The 13,314-nt window shown below is 69.9% G+C and carries 15 protein-coding genes; 9 read left to right on the top strand and 6 right to left on the bottom strand.

All coding sequences use genetic code 11. From position 1 onward, the window contains the following. Positions 1 to 46: 46 nt before the first annotated feature. Both ACT53U_RS17005 and ACT53U_RS17000 read right to left on the bottom strand, forming a co-directional pair. Positions 47 to 1,009: a site-specific tyrosine recombinase XerD gene (locus ACT53U_RS17005; protein WP_476156987.1), complete on the bottom strand. Its 963-nt coding sequence runs from the start codon at positions 1,007 to 1,009 to the stop codon at positions 47 to 49. Between the two features lie 16 nt (positions 1,010 to 1,025). Then, complete coding sequence (locus ACT53U_RS17000; RefSeq protein ID WP_476156986.1) at positions 1,026 to 1,172, bottom strand: hypothetical protein; 147 nt, start codon at positions 1,170 to 1,172, stop codon at positions 1,026 to 1,028. 209 nt (positions 1,173 to 1,381) lie between these two features. On the opposite strand from ACT53U_RS17000, the gene ACT53U_RS16995 reads away from it, so the two are divergent. Both ACT53U_RS16995 and aroB read left to right on the top strand, forming a co-directional pair. Further along, positions 1,382 to 1,984 carry a shikimate kinase gene (locus ACT53U_RS16995; RefSeq protein WP_476156985.1) on the top strand — a complete coding sequence of 201 codons (603 nt, stop codon included), beginning with the start codon at positions 1,382 to 1,384 and terminating at the stop codon, positions 1,982 to 1,984. After that, a complete protein-coding gene (aroB, locus tag ACT53U_RS16990; RefSeq protein ID WP_476156984.1) occupies positions 1,981 to 3,102 on the top strand; it encodes a 3-dehydroquinate synthase in 1,122 nt (373 codons plus the stop codon). The genes ACT53U_RS16995 and aroB overlap by 4 nt, the downstream gene beginning before the upstream one ends. Here the strand turns inward: aroB and ACT53U_RS16985 are convergent, their stop codons facing one another. Further along, on the bottom strand, positions 3,103 to 3,363 hold the full coding sequence (locus ACT53U_RS16985) for a BolA family protein (protein WP_476156983.1): 261 nt from the start codon (positions 3,361 to 3,363) through the stop codon (positions 3,103 to 3,105). Between the two features lie 138 nt (positions 3,364 to 3,501). Here ACT53U_RS16985 and ACT53U_RS16980 point away from each other — a divergent pair, with 138 nt between their 5' ends. Next, positions 3,502 to 4,128, top strand: coding sequence for a DnaJ domain-containing protein (locus tag ACT53U_RS16980; protein WP_476156982.1), 627 nt, complete (start codon positions 3,502 to 3,504; stop codon positions 4,126 to 4,128). A gap of 36 nt (positions 4,129 to 4,164) precedes the next feature. On the opposite strand, the gene ACT53U_RS16975 is transcribed toward ACT53U_RS16980, so the two are convergent. Then, on the bottom strand, positions 4,165 to 5,133 hold the full coding sequence (locus ACT53U_RS16975) for a bile acid:sodium symporter family protein (protein WP_476156981.1): 969 nt from the start codon (positions 5,131 to 5,133) through the stop codon (positions 4,165 to 4,167). Positions 5,134 to 5,407: 274 nt separating this feature from the next. Here ACT53U_RS16975 and cobS point away from each other — a divergent pair, with 274 nt between their 5' ends. From cobS to ACT53U_RS16950, 5 genes are all read left to right on the top strand, one after another. After that, positions 5,408 to 6,397, top strand: a complete 990-nt coding sequence (gene cobS, locus ACT53U_RS16970) for a cobaltochelatase subunit CobS (protein ID WP_476156980.1) — start codon at positions 5,408 to 5,410, stop codon at positions 6,395 to 6,397. An 11-nt stretch (positions 6,398 to 6,408) separates the two neighbouring features. Next, on the top strand, positions 6,409 to 6,768 hold the full coding sequence (locus tag ACT53U_RS16965; RefSeq protein WP_476156979.1) for a GFA family protein: 360 nt from the start codon (positions 6,409 to 6,411) through the stop codon (positions 6,766 to 6,768). A 21-nt stretch (positions 6,769 to 6,789) separates the two neighbouring features. Further along, a complete protein-coding gene (cobT, locus tag ACT53U_RS16960) occupies positions 6,790 to 8,670 on the top strand; it encodes a cobaltochelatase subunit CobT (RefSeq protein WP_476156978.1) in 1,881 nt (626 codons plus the stop codon). Continuing rightward, positions 8,667 to 9,737 (top strand): esterase-like activity of phytase family protein, encoded by a 1,071-nt coding sequence (locus ACT53U_RS16955; protein WP_476156977.1) that lies wholly within the window; start codon positions 8,667 to 8,669, stop codon positions 9,735 to 9,737. The genes cobT and ACT53U_RS16955 overlap by 4 nt, the downstream gene beginning before the upstream one ends. 112 nt (positions 9,738 to 9,849) lie before the next feature. Continuing rightward, positions 9,850 to 10,728, top strand: a complete 879-nt coding sequence (locus ACT53U_RS16950) for a DUF3108 domain-containing protein (RefSeq protein WP_476156976.1) — start codon at positions 9,850 to 9,852, stop codon at positions 10,726 to 10,728. A gap of 90 nt (positions 10,729 to 10,818) precedes the next feature. Here the strand turns inward: ACT53U_RS16950 and ACT53U_RS16945 are convergent, their stop codons facing one another. Next, positions 10,819 to 11,421 carry a queuosine precursor transporter gene (locus tag ACT53U_RS16945; RefSeq protein ID WP_476157021.1) on the bottom strand — a complete coding sequence of 201 codons (603 nt, stop codon included), beginning with the start codon at positions 11,419 to 11,421 and terminating at the stop codon, positions 10,819 to 10,821. 98 nt (positions 11,422 to 11,519) lie between these two features. Next, a complete protein-coding gene (rpmB, locus tag ACT53U_RS16940) occupies positions 11,520 to 11,816 on the bottom strand; it encodes a 50S ribosomal protein L28 (RefSeq protein ID WP_476139080.1) in 297 nt (98 codons plus the stop codon). Positions 11,817 to 12,063: 247 nt separating this feature from the next. Between rpmB and ACT53U_RS16935 the strand changes: the two genes are divergently transcribed. Continuing rightward, the gene (locus ACT53U_RS16935; RefSeq protein WP_476156975.1) at positions 12,064 to 12,864 is read left to right on the top strand and encodes a DUF3108 domain-containing protein; all 801 of its coding nucleotides are present in this window, start codon (positions 12,064 to 12,066) and stop codon (positions 12,862 to 12,864) included. The last annotated feature ends 450 nt before the right edge of the window (positions 12,865 to 13,314 follow it).

Below are 13,314 nucleotides of genomic sequence, written 5' to 3'. Positions count from 1 at the left end.
GGCACCCCGGGAGCGCGGCGGAGATTGGCGACAGTCGGCGAAAAGATCAAGCCCGCGAAGCGCGCGTCGAAACGTCCGACCCGGCGAGCGGGTGATGGTCCTCGACCAGCGCCCGGAGGCGTTCGTCGAGGACGTGGGTGTAGATCTGCGTCGTCGAGATGTCGGCATGGCCGAGCAGCTGCTGGACGACGCGCAGATCCGCCCCGTGCGCCAGGATGTGGCTGGCGAAGGCGTGCCGCAGCACGTGCGGCGACACCGCCGCCGCCGGCAGGCCGATGCGCATCGCCAGCGCCTTCAGATCGCGCGCGAAGGCCTGTCGCGTCACGTGGCCGCTCTCGCTCCACGACGGGAAGAGCCATTTGCCCCCGCCGCGCCCGGCCGCGCCGCAGGCGACGAGATGGGCCGAGAGCGCCGCCTTCGCCCGCGCCGAGAGCGGCACCAGACGTTCCTTGTCGCCCTTGCCGCGGATCATCAGGAAGGGGGCTTCGCCACGCACCGCGCTCGCCGGCAGCGACACGAGCTCGGAGACGCGCATGCCGGTGGCATAGGCCGTCTCGACCAGCGCATGGAGCCGCGTCGCGCGCACCCGTTCGGCGGGGGTCGGCGGCGGATCGCGCGCGTCGTCGGCGTCGGCCCGCGCCGTCTCGATCAGGCGATCGACCTCGGCTTCGGTCAGCACGCGCGGCAGCGCCTGCCGCTTCTTCGGCGCGTCGATCGTGCCGGTCGGATCGTCGGGGCGGATACCCTCGGCATAGAGGAACTTGTGGAACTGGCGGATCGCCGAGAGGTGGCGGGCCTGCGTCGTCGCCTCGAAACCGCGGGCGGCGAGTTCGCCGAGATGGGCGGCGACGTCTTCCGGCGTCGCCTTCTCCGGTCCCTGACCGCGGCGGGCGAGGAAGCCGACCCAGTCGGCGAGATCGCGGCCGTAGCCGTCGAGCGTCGCCGCCGCGGCGCCGCGCTCCACCGCCATGCTCTCGAGGAAACTCTCGACGAGAAGGCCCGCGCCCATCGGCCGCTCCATCGGTTCAGCGCGTCCCGATGCGCTCCTGGGGGACCTTGATCACCATCTCGCGCGGCTTGGGCTCGACGAAGGTGGCGAGCGCATAGACCACGCCCCCCGCGAGCCCGGCGAGCACGACGAGCGTGACGAGGATCCGCGTCAGCGTCGGCATCGCATCATCTCCGGCATGGGGTCTTCTCCGGCATCGAATCGCTCGGCGCGCCTCGGGCGCGTCCGCCCCGACCCTCTCCGATGCCGCCCCCCGACGCAAGTCGCGGCTGCCGCTCGACCGGCGATCCGCGCGCGCGATGCTTGACGGCGGCCCCGTCTTGGCCGCAAAGGACGGGGGTCGCGGCCCGGCCGGCCGCGCGGGAAGAGACCATGACCCACGACATCCGGCGCGTCGACGCGCCGACCCTCGATCGCCTCAGGCAAGCCCTCGGCAGCCGTTCGCTCGTCTTCATCGGCATGATGGGTGCGGGCAAGACGACGCTCGGCCGTCGCGTCGCCGCGCGTCTCGACCTGCCCTTCGTCGACCTCGACCAGGAGATCGAGAAGGCGGCCGCCCTCAGCGTCACCGAGATCTTCTCCAGACACGGCGAGGCCCATTTCCGCGACGGCGAGCGCAAGGTGATCGCCCGCCTGCTGCGCGACGGCCCGCAGGTGCTGGCGACCGGCGGCGGCGCCTTCATGAACGCCGAGACCCGCGCCGCCATCGCCGAGGCCGGCCTGTCGGTGTGGATCGAGGCCGATCCGGCCGTGCTCTTCCAGCGCATCCGCCACAAGCCGACGCGGCCCCTGTTGCAGAACCCCGACCCGGAGGGCGTGCTGCGCCGTCTGGTCGCCGAACGTTACCCCGTCTATGCGCTCGCCGACGTCACGGTGAAGTCGCGCGAGGCCTCCAAGGACGTCATGACCGAAGAGATCCTCGCCACGCTCGCCGCCCACCTCGACGTCGCGTCCCCCGCCGGAGCCACGCCATGACCGATCTTCCCCCGACCGTCGTCCCGGTCGATCTCGCCGATCGCGCCTACGACATCCTGATCGGTCCCGGCCTTCTCGCCCGCGCCGGCGAAGAACTCGCCCGCCGCTTCCCAGGTAGCCGCTTCGCCGTGATCACCGACGAGACCGTCGCCGAGCACCATCTCGAGACGCTCGCCGCGAGCCTGACCGAGGCCGATCTCGGCTTCACCACCATCGTGGTGACGCCGGGCGAAAGCTCCAAGAGCTTCGAGATCCTGGAGAGCGTCGTCGACGGCGTGTTGTCGGCCCGGCTCGAGCGCGGCGACCTCCTCGTGGCGCTGGGCGGCGGCGTGATCGGCGATCTCGTCGGCTTCGCCGCCGGCATCGTCCGCCGCGGCATGCGCTTCGTGCAGATCCCGACGACGCTGCTGTCGCAAGTCGACAGCTCGGTCGGCGGCAAGACCGGCATCAACACCCGCCACGGCAAGAACCTCGTCGGCCTTTTCCACCAGCCGAGCCTCGTCCTCGCCGACACCGCCGTGCTCGACACGCTCGACCCGCGCCATCTGCGCGCCGGCTATGCCGAAGTGGCGAAATACGGCCTGATCGACGATCCGACGTTCTTCGGCTGGCTCGAGCAGAACCACGCCGAGATCTTCGCCGGCGGCCCCGCCCGCATCGGCGCCATCGCCGCCTCCTGCCGCGCCAAGGCCGCCGTCGTCCGTCAGGACGAGAAGGAGACCGGTCTGCGCGCCCTCCTCAACCTCGGCCACACCTTCGGCCATGCCTTCGAGGTGGCGACCGACTTCGACGCCGAACGGCTGGTGCACGGCGAGGGCGTGGCGCTCGGCATGGTGCTGGCGCATCGCTTCTCCGCCCGCCTCAACCTCGCCTCGCCCGACGACGCGAACCGCGTCGCCGCCCACCTCGCCGCCGTCGGCCTGCCGACCAGAATCGCCGACATTCCCGGCGGCGTCGGCTCGGTCGACGGGCTGATGCAGGCGATCTATCAGGACAAGAAGGTCAAGCGCGGCCGCCTGACCTTCATCCTCACCCGCGGCATCGGCGAAGCCTTCGTCGCCGACGACGTGGTGCCGGACGAGGTCCGCGGCTTCCTGGAGACCGAACTGGCGCGCTGATCAGGCGGGTTCCGCCTCGATCGACAGGGCATGGACGCGCTCGGCGAGCTCGTCCTTGACCACCTCGTTGATCATGCGGTGACGCTGCAGCCGAGACGTGCCCGCAAAGGCCGGGGCGGCGATGCGGATCAGGAAATGCGTCTCGCCCTCGGCGTGCGAACCGCCGTGGCCGTGGTGCTTCTCGGATTCGTCGATCACCTCGAGCCGGGTCGGCTGGAACGCGGCGGCGAGCTTCTCGGTCATGCGGGAACGGTAGGACAAGGCGGTCTCCGGATGGCTGTTTCGTCAAGGAAATCTTAACCACGAGGGCGTCGGATCGGAACCGGTCGAAACGCCCGACCGATCACGCTTTCGCGCGACGATCTTGATGCGTCGCCCTCGAACCCTCAATATCGACCGATGCCCTTGGATTTCGACCTCTTCGAGCACATCCGGATCAAGCCCGACCCCGAAATGGTCGCGCGCCGCACGCTGCCGCCCTGCGAATGGGAAGGCTGCGACGGCGCCGCGACCCATCGCGCCCCCAAGGGCCGCGGCCACGACGGCGAATATCACCGCTTCTGCCTCGACCACGTCCGCCTCTACAACAAGTCCTACAACTACTTCTCCGGCATGCCGGAAGAAGCCGTCACCGACTATGTCGAGGAAGCCCGCACCGGCCATCGGCCGACCTGGAACATGGGCTCGAACCCCGATTCACGCGAGCGCCCCGCCCGCGCCGAGGATTTTGAGATCCCTCGGACCTGGACGCGCCGCTCGGGCGATCCGCGCATCCAGTTCGCCCGCTTCCGCGCCCAGCAGCAGGCCCGCAAGGCGCCGGTGCGCCGCGCCAGGCCGCTGGAGAAGAAGGCGCTGGAGACGCTGGGTCTCGACGAGACCGCGAGCGCCGAGGACATCCGCGCCCGCTACAAGGACCTCCTGAAGCGTCACCATCCGGACGCCAACGGCGGCGACCGTTCGCAGGAAGGCCGCCTGCAAGAGATCATCCACGCCCACAAGCTGCTGCGCACCGCCGGCCTGTGCTGACGGCCGCCCGAGGGCGACCGTCGCCGATCGGGCAGATCAGGCCGCCTGCGCCTCGGCCGCCTCGTCGGCTTGCCCCTCCTTGCGGACGCGTCCGCCCCACCAGCCGGCGAGCAGCGAGCCGGTGAAGTTGTGCCAGACCGAGAAGATCGCGCCGGGGATGGCGGCGACCGGGTCGAGATGGGCGATCGCCAGAGCGACCGCGAGGCCGGAGTTCTCCATACCGATCTCGAAGGCGATCGCCTTGGCCTTGCGATGGTCCATGCCGACGCCGCGCGAGGCGCCGTAGCCGAGCGCCAGGCCTAGCCCGTTGTGCAGGGCGACGGCGGCGAAGGCGATCACCGCGACGGTCGCGAGCTTGGCGGCGGAGAGCGCCACGACGATGGCGATGATCAGGATGATCGCCACGACCGAGACCAGCGGCACGAAGCGGATCACCCGCTTCAGGACGTCGCCCGCCAGCATGTTGAGCGCCATGCCGAGGGCGATCGGCGCCAGCACCACCTTGACGATGTCGTAGAGCAGCGCGCCGGCGTCGATCGGGATCATCGTGCCGGCGAGCATCAGGAAGACGAAGGGCGTGACGATCGGCGCCAGGATGGTGTTGAAGCTCGACACCGTCACCGACAGCGCGGTGTCGCCCTCGGCGATGAAGGTCATGACGTTCGACGCCGTGCCGCTCGGGCAGGCGCCGACCAGGATCAGGCCGGCGGCGAGCGACGGCGGCAACGCCAGCAGCTTCGCCACGGCGAAGGCGACGGCCGGCATGATGGCGTAGCGCAGCAGCACGCCGGCGATCACGTCCTTCGGCCGCTTGAGGACGAGGGCGAAGTCCTCGAGGCCCATCGTCAGGCCCATGCCGAGCATCACCAGGCCGAGCAGCCACGGAATGGCGGGCGCGGCCCCCTTGAAGGTGCCCGGCGCGAGATAGGCCGTGGCGGCACACAGCACCACCCACAGCGGAAACAGCCGGGTGAAGAGCTTGGCGATGCGATCGATGCGTTCCATGCGACGACGTCCTGTCCGAGATCCCGCCGCCGTCGGCCGGCGGCGGGATCTCGCGATAGGATGCCGCGCGCCGCTCGACAACCGCCGCCGGCGCGACCCTGCCCTTCGCTGCCTTCCCGAACATCCGAAAAACGACTGACCTGCCCCGCGCCTCGAGGCTGGTACAGCCGCGCCCGCCCGGCTAGAGTGCCATCCCGAACGCAACGACTTCCCGAGGCGGCGACACGGGTGCGGCTCTCCGCGCCCTCGGCCGGCCTTGCCCCGGGACGGAGGAATGATGAGCGAATCCGTGAAGCCCGCCGGCCTGCCCGACACCACCGTCTCCGTCCGCGACACCTTCGGCTTCGAGAGCAATCTCACGGTACCGGCATACCGCGAGGCGAACGAATACGTTCCCGAGCTCGACGCCGACTATCTGTTCGATCGCGACACGACGCTCGCCATTCTCGCCGGCTTCGCCAAGAACCGCCGCGTGATGGTCACCGGCTTCCACGGCACCGGCAAGTCGACCCACATCGAGCAGGTCGCCGCCCGCCTCAACTGGCCCTGCGTCCGCGTCAACCTCGACAGCCACATCTCCCGCATCGACCTGATCGGCAAGGACGCCATCGTGGTGCGCGACGGCATGCAGGTGACGGAATTCCGCGACGGCATCCTGCCCTGGGCCTACCAGAACAACGTCGCGCTGGTGTTCGACGAATACGACGCCGGCCGCCCGGACGTGATGTTCGTGATCCAGCGCGTGCTGGAGAGCGCCGGCCGCCTGACGCTGCTCGACCAGAACCGGGTGATCAAGCCGCATCCCGCCTTCCGTCTCTTCGCCACGGCGAACACGATCGGCCTCGGCGACACCTCGGGCCTCTACCACGGCACCCAGCAGATCAATCAGGCGCAGATGGACCGCTGGTCGATCGTCACCTCGCTGAACTATCTGCCGCACGACGAGGAAGTCGGCATCGTCCTGTCCAAGGCGAAGCACTACCGCGACAACACCGAAGGCCGCGACATCGTCTCCAAGATGGTCCGCGTCGCCGACCTCACCCGCAACGCCTTCGTCGGCGGCGAGCTCTCCACCGTGATGAGCCCGCGTACCGTCATCACCTGGGCCGAGAACGCCGAGATCTTCGGCGATCTGGGCTTCGCGCTGCGCGTGACCTTCCTCAACAAGTGCGACGAGACCGAGCGGCCGAAGGTCGCCGAATTCTATCAGCGCTGCTTCGGCCGGGAACTGCCGGAGAGCGCCGTCAACGTCGTGCTGAGCTGAGGGAGCGGACCATGGCGGAACGCATCACGCATCGTGGCGGTTGCCATTGCGGCAACGTCGCCTTCGAGGTCGACATGGCGATCGAAGGCGTGGTGTCGTGCAACTGCTCGATCTGCACCAAGCGCGGTTCGCTCCTGGCCTTTGCCTCCACTTCGGATTTCCGGCTCCTCTCGGGCGCGGACAAGCTGAAGGACTATCAGTTCGGCTCGAAGCGGATCCATCATCTCTTCTGCACCGACTGCGGCACCGAATCTTTCGGCCGCGGCATCCGTCCCGACGGCAAGGAGATGGTGGCGATCAACGTCCGCTGCCTCGAGGGCGTCGACTTCGAAGCTCTGCCCGTGCGCCGTTTCGACGGCCGTTCGCTCTGACGTTCCATCCCGAGCCGTTCGATGCCCCCCAAGGACAAGTCCCCGCCGCCGAACGAACCCTTCAAGCAGGCGCTCACCGCCTGCGTCAGGGCGATTTCGCGCGTGCCGGATCTCGAGGTCGCCTTCGGCTCCGATCGCGCGGTGCTGACCGGCCACACCGTCCGCCTGCCCGAACCCACCCGTAAGCTCACCCGCGAGGAGGCGCGCATCCTGCGCGGCCAGGCCGACAGCATGGCGCTGCGCCTCGCCGTCCATGACGCCAACGTCCACCGCAGCTTCATGCCCGAGGGCGTCGACGCCCGCGCGGTGTGGGAAGCGGTCGAACAGGCCCGCTGCGAGGCGGTCGGCGCCCGCCGCATGGAGGGCGTGCGCAAGAACCTCTCCGCCATGCTCGAGGCGAAATACGCCAAGGCCCATCTGGCGGAAGCCCATGACGTCTCCGAGGCGCCGATCGCCGATGCCCTCGCCCTCCTGGTGCGCGAACGCCTGACCGGCGACGCGCCGCCGCCCTCCGCCGCCCACGCCGTCGACCTGTGGCGGCCGCAGATCGAGCAGAAGGCGATGGAAGCCCTCGACCGGCTGGAAGGCACGATCGAGGACCAGCGCGCCTTCGCCCATGTCGTCCGCGACATCCTCTCCGCCCTCGAACTCGCCGAGGAACTCGGCGACGATCCCGAGCCCGACGAGGAGAACGAAGGCGGCGACGAGGCCCAGGGCGACAACGACGAGCAGGCCGGCGACCCCGAGATGCAGGACGGCTCCGACCGCTCCGAGGCCTCGGCGTCGGAGAGCGCCGGCGAAGACCAGGAAGAGGGCGAGGAACAGGCCGCCGACGGCTACACCGACGAAACGACCGACGACGACGGCTCCGAGACCGAGGCCTCCTCCGAGGCCAGTCGGCCGGAAAACCCGATCCCCGCCAAGCCGCTCGACGACTACAAGGTCTACACGCAACGCTTCGACGAGGTGGTCCACGCCGAGGATCTCTGCGAGATCCCCGAGCTCGAGCGCCTGCGCGCCCATCTCGACAAGCAGCTCGCGCCGCTGCAGGGCGCCGTCGCCCGCCTCGCCAACCGTCTCCAGCGCAAGTTGATGGCGCAGCAGAACCGTTCGTGGATGTTCGACCTCGAGGAGGGCGTGCTCGACACCGCCCGCCTCGTCCGCGTCGTCATCGACCCGATGGCGCCGCTCTCCTTCAAGCGCGAGCGCGACACCGACTTCCGCGACACGATCGTCACCCTGCTGATCGACAATTCCGGCTCGATGCGCGGCCGGCCGATCACGGTCGCGGCGACCTGCGTCGACATTCTCGCCCGCACGCTCGAGCGCTGCGGCGTCAAGGTCGAGATCCTCGGCTTCACGACGCGGGCGTGGAAGGGCGGCCAGTCGCGCGAGAGCTGGCTCGCGGCCGGCAAGCCGCCGACCCCCGGTCGCCTCAACGACCTGCGCCACATCGTCTACAAGGCGGCGGACGCCCCCTGGCGGCGGTCGCGGCGCAACCTCGGCCTGATGATGCGCGAGGGGCTCCTCAAGGAGAACATCGACGGCGAGGCGCTGGCCTGGGCCCACGATCGCCTGATCGCCCGGCCCGAGAGCCGCCGCATTCTGATGATGATCTCCGACGGTGCGCCGGTCGACGACTCGACTCTCTCGGTCAACCCCGGCAACTACCTCGAACGCCACCTGCGCCGCGTCATCGACGACATCGAGACGCGCTCGCCGGTGGAGCTGATCGCCATCGGCATCGGCCACGACGTCACCCGCTACTACCGTCGCGCCGTGACCATCGTCGATGCCGAGGAACTGGCCGGAGCCATGACCGACCAACTCGCCTCCCTGTTCGACGAGAACGCCCGCGACGATCGCGCGCCACGCGGGCGCAAGGTCGCCGGGCGCCGATGAACCGCATCAGCATCGGCCTCGCGACCGCCGGCGTGCTCGCGCTGGCGGTGGCCTGCGTCCCCCTCGTCGTGCCGCACGGCGCCAACGTCGAAGCCGCCTTCGAGGCGCCGCGCCCGCTGGTCGTCGAGACGAAGCCGATCGCCGCCTTCCACCCGTCGGAACCGACGCGCAGGCGCTTCGGCGGGCTCGAGTTCGTCGGCGGGCTGGTGCTGTCGAGCCGCGACAAGGCCTTTGGCGGCCTCTCCGGTCTCCGAACCTTCGACGGCGGCCGTCGCCTCCTCGCCATCGGTGACGAAGGCATCTGGTTCGCCGCCCGGCTCGAGACCGACACGACCGGCCGGCCGATCGCGCTTGCCGACGCCCGCATCGCCCCCCTCCTCGACGAGAACGGCCACCCCTTCCACGGCAAGCACAATCGCGACGCCGAGAGCCTGACGGTGCGCCGCACCGCGGCCGGCCTCGAGGCCCGCGTCGGCTTCGAACGCCGCCACCGGGTGCTCGCCTATCGCGTCGACGGCGCCGAACCGACGGCGCTCCTCGCCGCCCGCGGCCAACCCGTTGCGATACCGGTCGAGATCGGCCGCCTGCCGCCGAACGAGGGCCTCGAAGCCCTCGCCGACGCGCCCTCCGGTGCGCTGATCGCGATCGCCGAAACCGCCGAGAGCGGCACGAGCGCCAATCCCGGCTGGATCGTCGGCGGTCGCGGTGCCGGCCGCTTCCATCTCCAGACCCGCGACGGTTATGCCGTCACCGATGCGGCCTTCCTCCCCTCCGGCGATCTCCTGGTGCTGGAACGGCGGCTCTCCTTCGTCGGTGCCTTCGGGAGCCGGCTCGTCCGCGTCGCCGCGAGCGACCTCGCGGCCGGCCGGACGATCGAGCCGACCCTCGTCTGGCAGTCGGAGGCCGGAGACGAGATCGACAACATGGAAGGCCTCGCGATCGACACCGCGCCGGACGGTTCGACGCTGGTGACGCTCGTCTCCGACGACAACTTCTTCTGGCTGCAACGCACTCTGCTGCTCCGCTTTCGACTGATCGACGAGACCGCGAAAACGCCGCCGGGTTAACCCTTCGATAAGGTTACCCGGCCACAAATGGGAGCACGCGGCATCGGCGTCTTCGCCGTGCCCTTTCGCCGTTTCGCGGTGTTCCCGAGTTCGGAATTCGGAGGTGTCCAGCATGAGTGCCCGGGTCGCGTTCCTCGCCGGGACGACCATCGCCGGAGCGTCGCTCCTCGTCGCGCTCGCCGCGGCGCCCGTCGCCGCCGGCACGGTCGAGGCGAACTACGCCGCGACGCTCGGCGGCTTCCCCGTCGGCTCCGGCAGCCTGACCTTCGACGTCGGCCAGACCGGCGACTGGCGCGCCGACCTCTCCGCCCAGGTCCGCGGCCTCGCCGCGATCGTCGCCAACCGCTCGGCCTCGGCGACCGCCTCCGGCCACGCCCTGCCCAAGGCGCAGACCTCGAAGGACTACGCCCTGCGCATCGAGGGCGGCGCCGAGCCGAACCACGTCGACATCGCCTTCGCCGGACCGAACGTGAAGTCGGTCTCGGCGACCGAGTTGCACTTCCCCGGCTGGGACCGCCGCATCCCGCTGCTGCCCGAGCACAAGAAGGGTGTGATCGATCCGCTCGCCGCCTTCGTGCTGCCGCTCGCACCCGGCCAGGATCCGATGGCCAAGTCGAACTGCGACCGCACCGCCAAGGTCTTCGACGGCCGCGTCCGCTACGACCTGCGCATGACCTACGGCTCGACCATGGAAGTGCAGGGCAAGGAGGGCTACTCCGGCCAGGCGCTGGTCTGCGCCGTCGCCTATCGCCCGATCGCCGGCTACCGCCCGTTGTCGCCGGCCGAGGAGAAGTTCGAGCGCAATCTCGAGTTCTCGATCTGGTTCGTGCCGGCCGGCGGCGACGCCCGCGCCATGATCCCCTACCGCGTGGTGGTCGGCACCCCCGTCGGCCTGCTGCAGGTCTACGCCCATACCTTCCGCGTCACAGGCGCCCGCACCGCGGCCGAAGGCGCCGCCGAGACGACCGCCTCGATCCCCGCCGGCAACTGATCGCCCGGCGGCCTCGAAAGACCAGCCGAAAAGAGAAAAGCCCCGGAGCGATCCGGGGCTTTCGTGTCTTCGGTGATGGTCGCGAGCGCCTCAGGCGGCGGCCGGCATCCGGTCCGGGATCGGCCACAGGATGTTCATCAGCAGCCGGTAGGGCACCAGGAACAGCGCCGCGAAACCGAGCTTCACCGAGAAGTCGGCGATCGCCCAGCTGATCCAGCGGGCGGCCTCGACATGGGCGAAGCCCATCAGCGGCGCCGTCTCGGCCGAGAAGGCGTCCGCCTCGCCGAGGAAGCCGAAGACGGCGGCGAAGGCGAGCGAGAAGAACACCGCGGTGTCGGTGGCCGAGCCGAGCAGCGAGCCGACGAAGGGCGCCTTCCACCAGCGCATGCGGCGCAGGCGATCGAAGATCGTCACGTCGAGCAGCTGGCCGATCAGGAAGGCCGTCGCCGAGGCGATGGCGATGCGCGGCGTCGCCAGCGCGACCGACAGCACGATCGCCATCACGAAGCCGACCACGATCACCCGACGGGCGACCGAGACGCCGAAGCGGCGATTGGTCAGATCGGTGACGAGGAAGGCCGCCGGATAGGTGAAGGCACCCCAGGTGAGCAGGTCAGCGAGGTCGAGCCCCCCGATCGTCAGCTGCACCGGATACTGCACGGCGATGTTCGACGACACGACCACCAGCACCATCGCGGCGATGGCGGTGAACCAAGCCGAACGCGGAATGCCGCCCGCCGGGGTCCCGGGGGCGGCACCTTCGGTCACAGAGACCGACGAGACCGGCTCGTTCACGCGGCCGCCTTGGCCGCCTGCGCCTGAGCGATCTGACGCTTCAGGAGGCGAGCACGCGGGGAGAGTTCGAGATCCGTAGCCTTGGCCAGGAACGCGTCGATACCGCCGCGATGCTCGACCGAGCGCAGGGCGTGAGCCGTGATGCGCAGACGAACGTTCTGGCCGAGAACCTCGGAGATGAGGGTCACGTTGACCAGGTTGGGGAGGAAACGCCGACGGGTACGGTTGTTGGCGTGGCTGACGTTGTTGCCGGTGAGGACGGCCTTGCCGGTCAGTTCGCAGCGACGAGCCATGATGTCACATCCTTGTTGGTGCCGGTTCCCGTGTGGGACCGGGGTCCACGTCTCACGAGGTGGCGGAAAAGTCGCTCTCCTATAGTGACGACCGACCGGCCCGTCAAGCCTTTCGGGCCGCCGGGAGGCCGCCGCCCACACGATCTCCCGCGCGCCCTCGCGCGCGCGTGCCGTGAATTTGCCCTCTTCGCCTGTTCCGCTCGCCGCAAGGGGCGAAGCGCCGTCACGCCCTCGGAGACCGACGTCGTTGAAGAGCCTTCTCGCCGCCTCGCTCGTGGCCCTGCCCGTCCTCGCCCCCATCTCGGCATCCACCGCCACATCGGCCGCCGAAGCCGCCCGGGCGCCAACCCGCCTCGCCTATTCGCTGACCCTCGCCGGCATCCCGATCGCCCACGCCGACGTCGATTTCGACGACCGCGGCGGCAAATATGCCCTCGGCGTCGATTGGCACACCACCGGCCTCGTCGGCGTCTTCGCCTCCGCCTCGGGTTCGGTCGGCGCCGACGGCCGCCTCGTCGCCGGGCGGCCCCACCCGCGCAACTATCGCCTCTCCGAGCGCAAGGGCGACACGCCCTTCGAGGTCACGATGGCTCTCTCGGGCGGCCGCGTCGGCCGGCTCGAGGTCGAACCGCCGGCCAAGACCGGCGAGGACATCGTCCCCGTCACCGCCGCCCACCGGGTCGGCGTGATCGATCCGGTCTCCGCCGGCCTGATCCCCGGCTCGACCGCGCCCGATGCCGTCTGCAACCGTGTCCTGCCGGTCTTCGACGGCTGGAGCCGCTGGAACCTGCATCTCAGCCCCAAGACGATCGAGACCGAGGCCCCGGCCGGCATGATCGGCCCGGTCGCCGTCTGCGCCGTGCGCTGGGAGCCGGTCGCCGGTCACCGCTCCGGCCACCGCTCGGTGCGCTACATGGCCGAGAACCGCGACGTCGAGGTCCGCCTCGCCCGCCTGCCCGACCGCAACGTCTGGCTGCCGGTCGAGACCTCGGTCGGCACCATGCTCGGCACCGCCCGGGTGACGCTGCAGTCCGTCTCCGCCCGCTGACACATCGCACCTTTCCCGTCCCGGATCGAGACGGAAGGGTAAACGATTTCGCACATCCCGTTACCGGCAACGAAGCACCTTCGACGAGGTCTGGTGTCCTCGTACCCGAGAGCCACGAGATGTCGTCGGAACGAATGCGAAACATCGCGAGATCGCCGATTCGTCGCCACCCCGTTCCCGCTTTCGCGAGGTTACGAACGGCGAGGTTCCCGCGCGAGCACGCCCTCTCGAGACTTTCTCGAGACCTCGCGCATTGCATGCAGGCCATCGCCCGCCACCTGCGGCCGTCTCGTCCCGGCACGGGAAGATGAACACCGCCGAAGTGCCGGCCGTGGCGGCGGAACGGCGCTCGGAGAGATCTCGAGGGCGGCGCGTGGGTGACCACGACATCTCGAGAGAACGGACCATGAAGATCGCGACTTCGCCGATTCGTCGCCGCTGCGTTCTCGC

It is taken from the genome of Pinisolibacter sp. DMC19 (assembly GCF_056313985.1).
This window is presented reverse-complemented; position numbering and strand designations above follow the sequence as displayed.

Excerpts from the sequence above, each read along its gene's own strand:
- cobT (WP_476156978.1), top strand. The coding sequence starts at position 6,790 with ATGCCCCCCAAGGACAAGTCCCCGCCGCCGAACGAACCCTTCAAGCAG.
- ACT53U_RS16995 (WP_476156985.1), top strand. The coding sequence starts at position 1,382 with ATGACCCACGACATCCGGCGCGTCGACGCGCCGACCCTCGATCGCCTC.
- aroB (WP_476156984.1), top strand. The coding sequence starts at position 1,981 with ATGACCGATCTTCCCCCGACCGTCGTCCCGGTCGATCTCGCCGATCGC.
- rpmB (WP_476139080.1), bottom strand. The coding sequence starts at position 11,816 with ATGGCTCGTCGCTGCGAACTGACCGGCAAGGCCGTCCTCACCGGCAAC.
- ACT53U_RS17005 (WP_476156987.1), bottom strand. The coding sequence starts at position 1,009 with ATGGGCGCGGGCCTTCTCGTCGAGAGTTTCCTCGAGAGCATGGCGGTG.
- ACT53U_RS17000 (WP_476156986.1), bottom strand. The coding sequence starts at position 1,172 with ATGCCGACGCTGACGCGGATCCTCGTCACGCTCGTCGTGCTCGCCGGG.
- ACT53U_RS16945 (WP_476157021.1), bottom strand. The coding sequence starts at position 11,421 with ATGGTGCTGGTGGTCGTGTCGTCGAACATCGCCGTGCAGTATCCGGTG.
- ACT53U_RS16950 (WP_476156976.1), top strand. The coding sequence starts at position 9,850 with ATGAGTGCCCGGGTCGCGTTCCTCGCCGGGACGACCATCGCCGGAGCG.
- ACT53U_RS16980 (WP_476156982.1), top strand. The coding sequence starts at position 3,502 with ATGCCCTTGGATTTCGACCTCTTCGAGCACATCCGGATCAAGCCCGAC.
- cobS (WP_476156980.1), top strand. The coding sequence starts at position 5,408 with ATGATGAGCGAATCCGTGAAGCCCGCCGGCCTGCCCGACACCACCGTC.
- ACT53U_RS16965 (WP_476156979.1), top strand. The coding sequence starts at position 6,409 with ATGGCGGAACGCATCACGCATCGTGGCGGTTGCCATTGCGGCAACGTC.
- ACT53U_RS16955 (WP_476156977.1), top strand. The coding sequence starts at position 8,667 with ATGAACCGCATCAGCATCGGCCTCGCGACCGCCGGCGTGCTCGCGCTG.
- ACT53U_RS16975 (WP_476156981.1), bottom strand. The coding sequence starts at position 5,133 with ATGGAACGCATCGATCGCATCGCCAAGCTCTTCACCCGGCTGTTTCCG.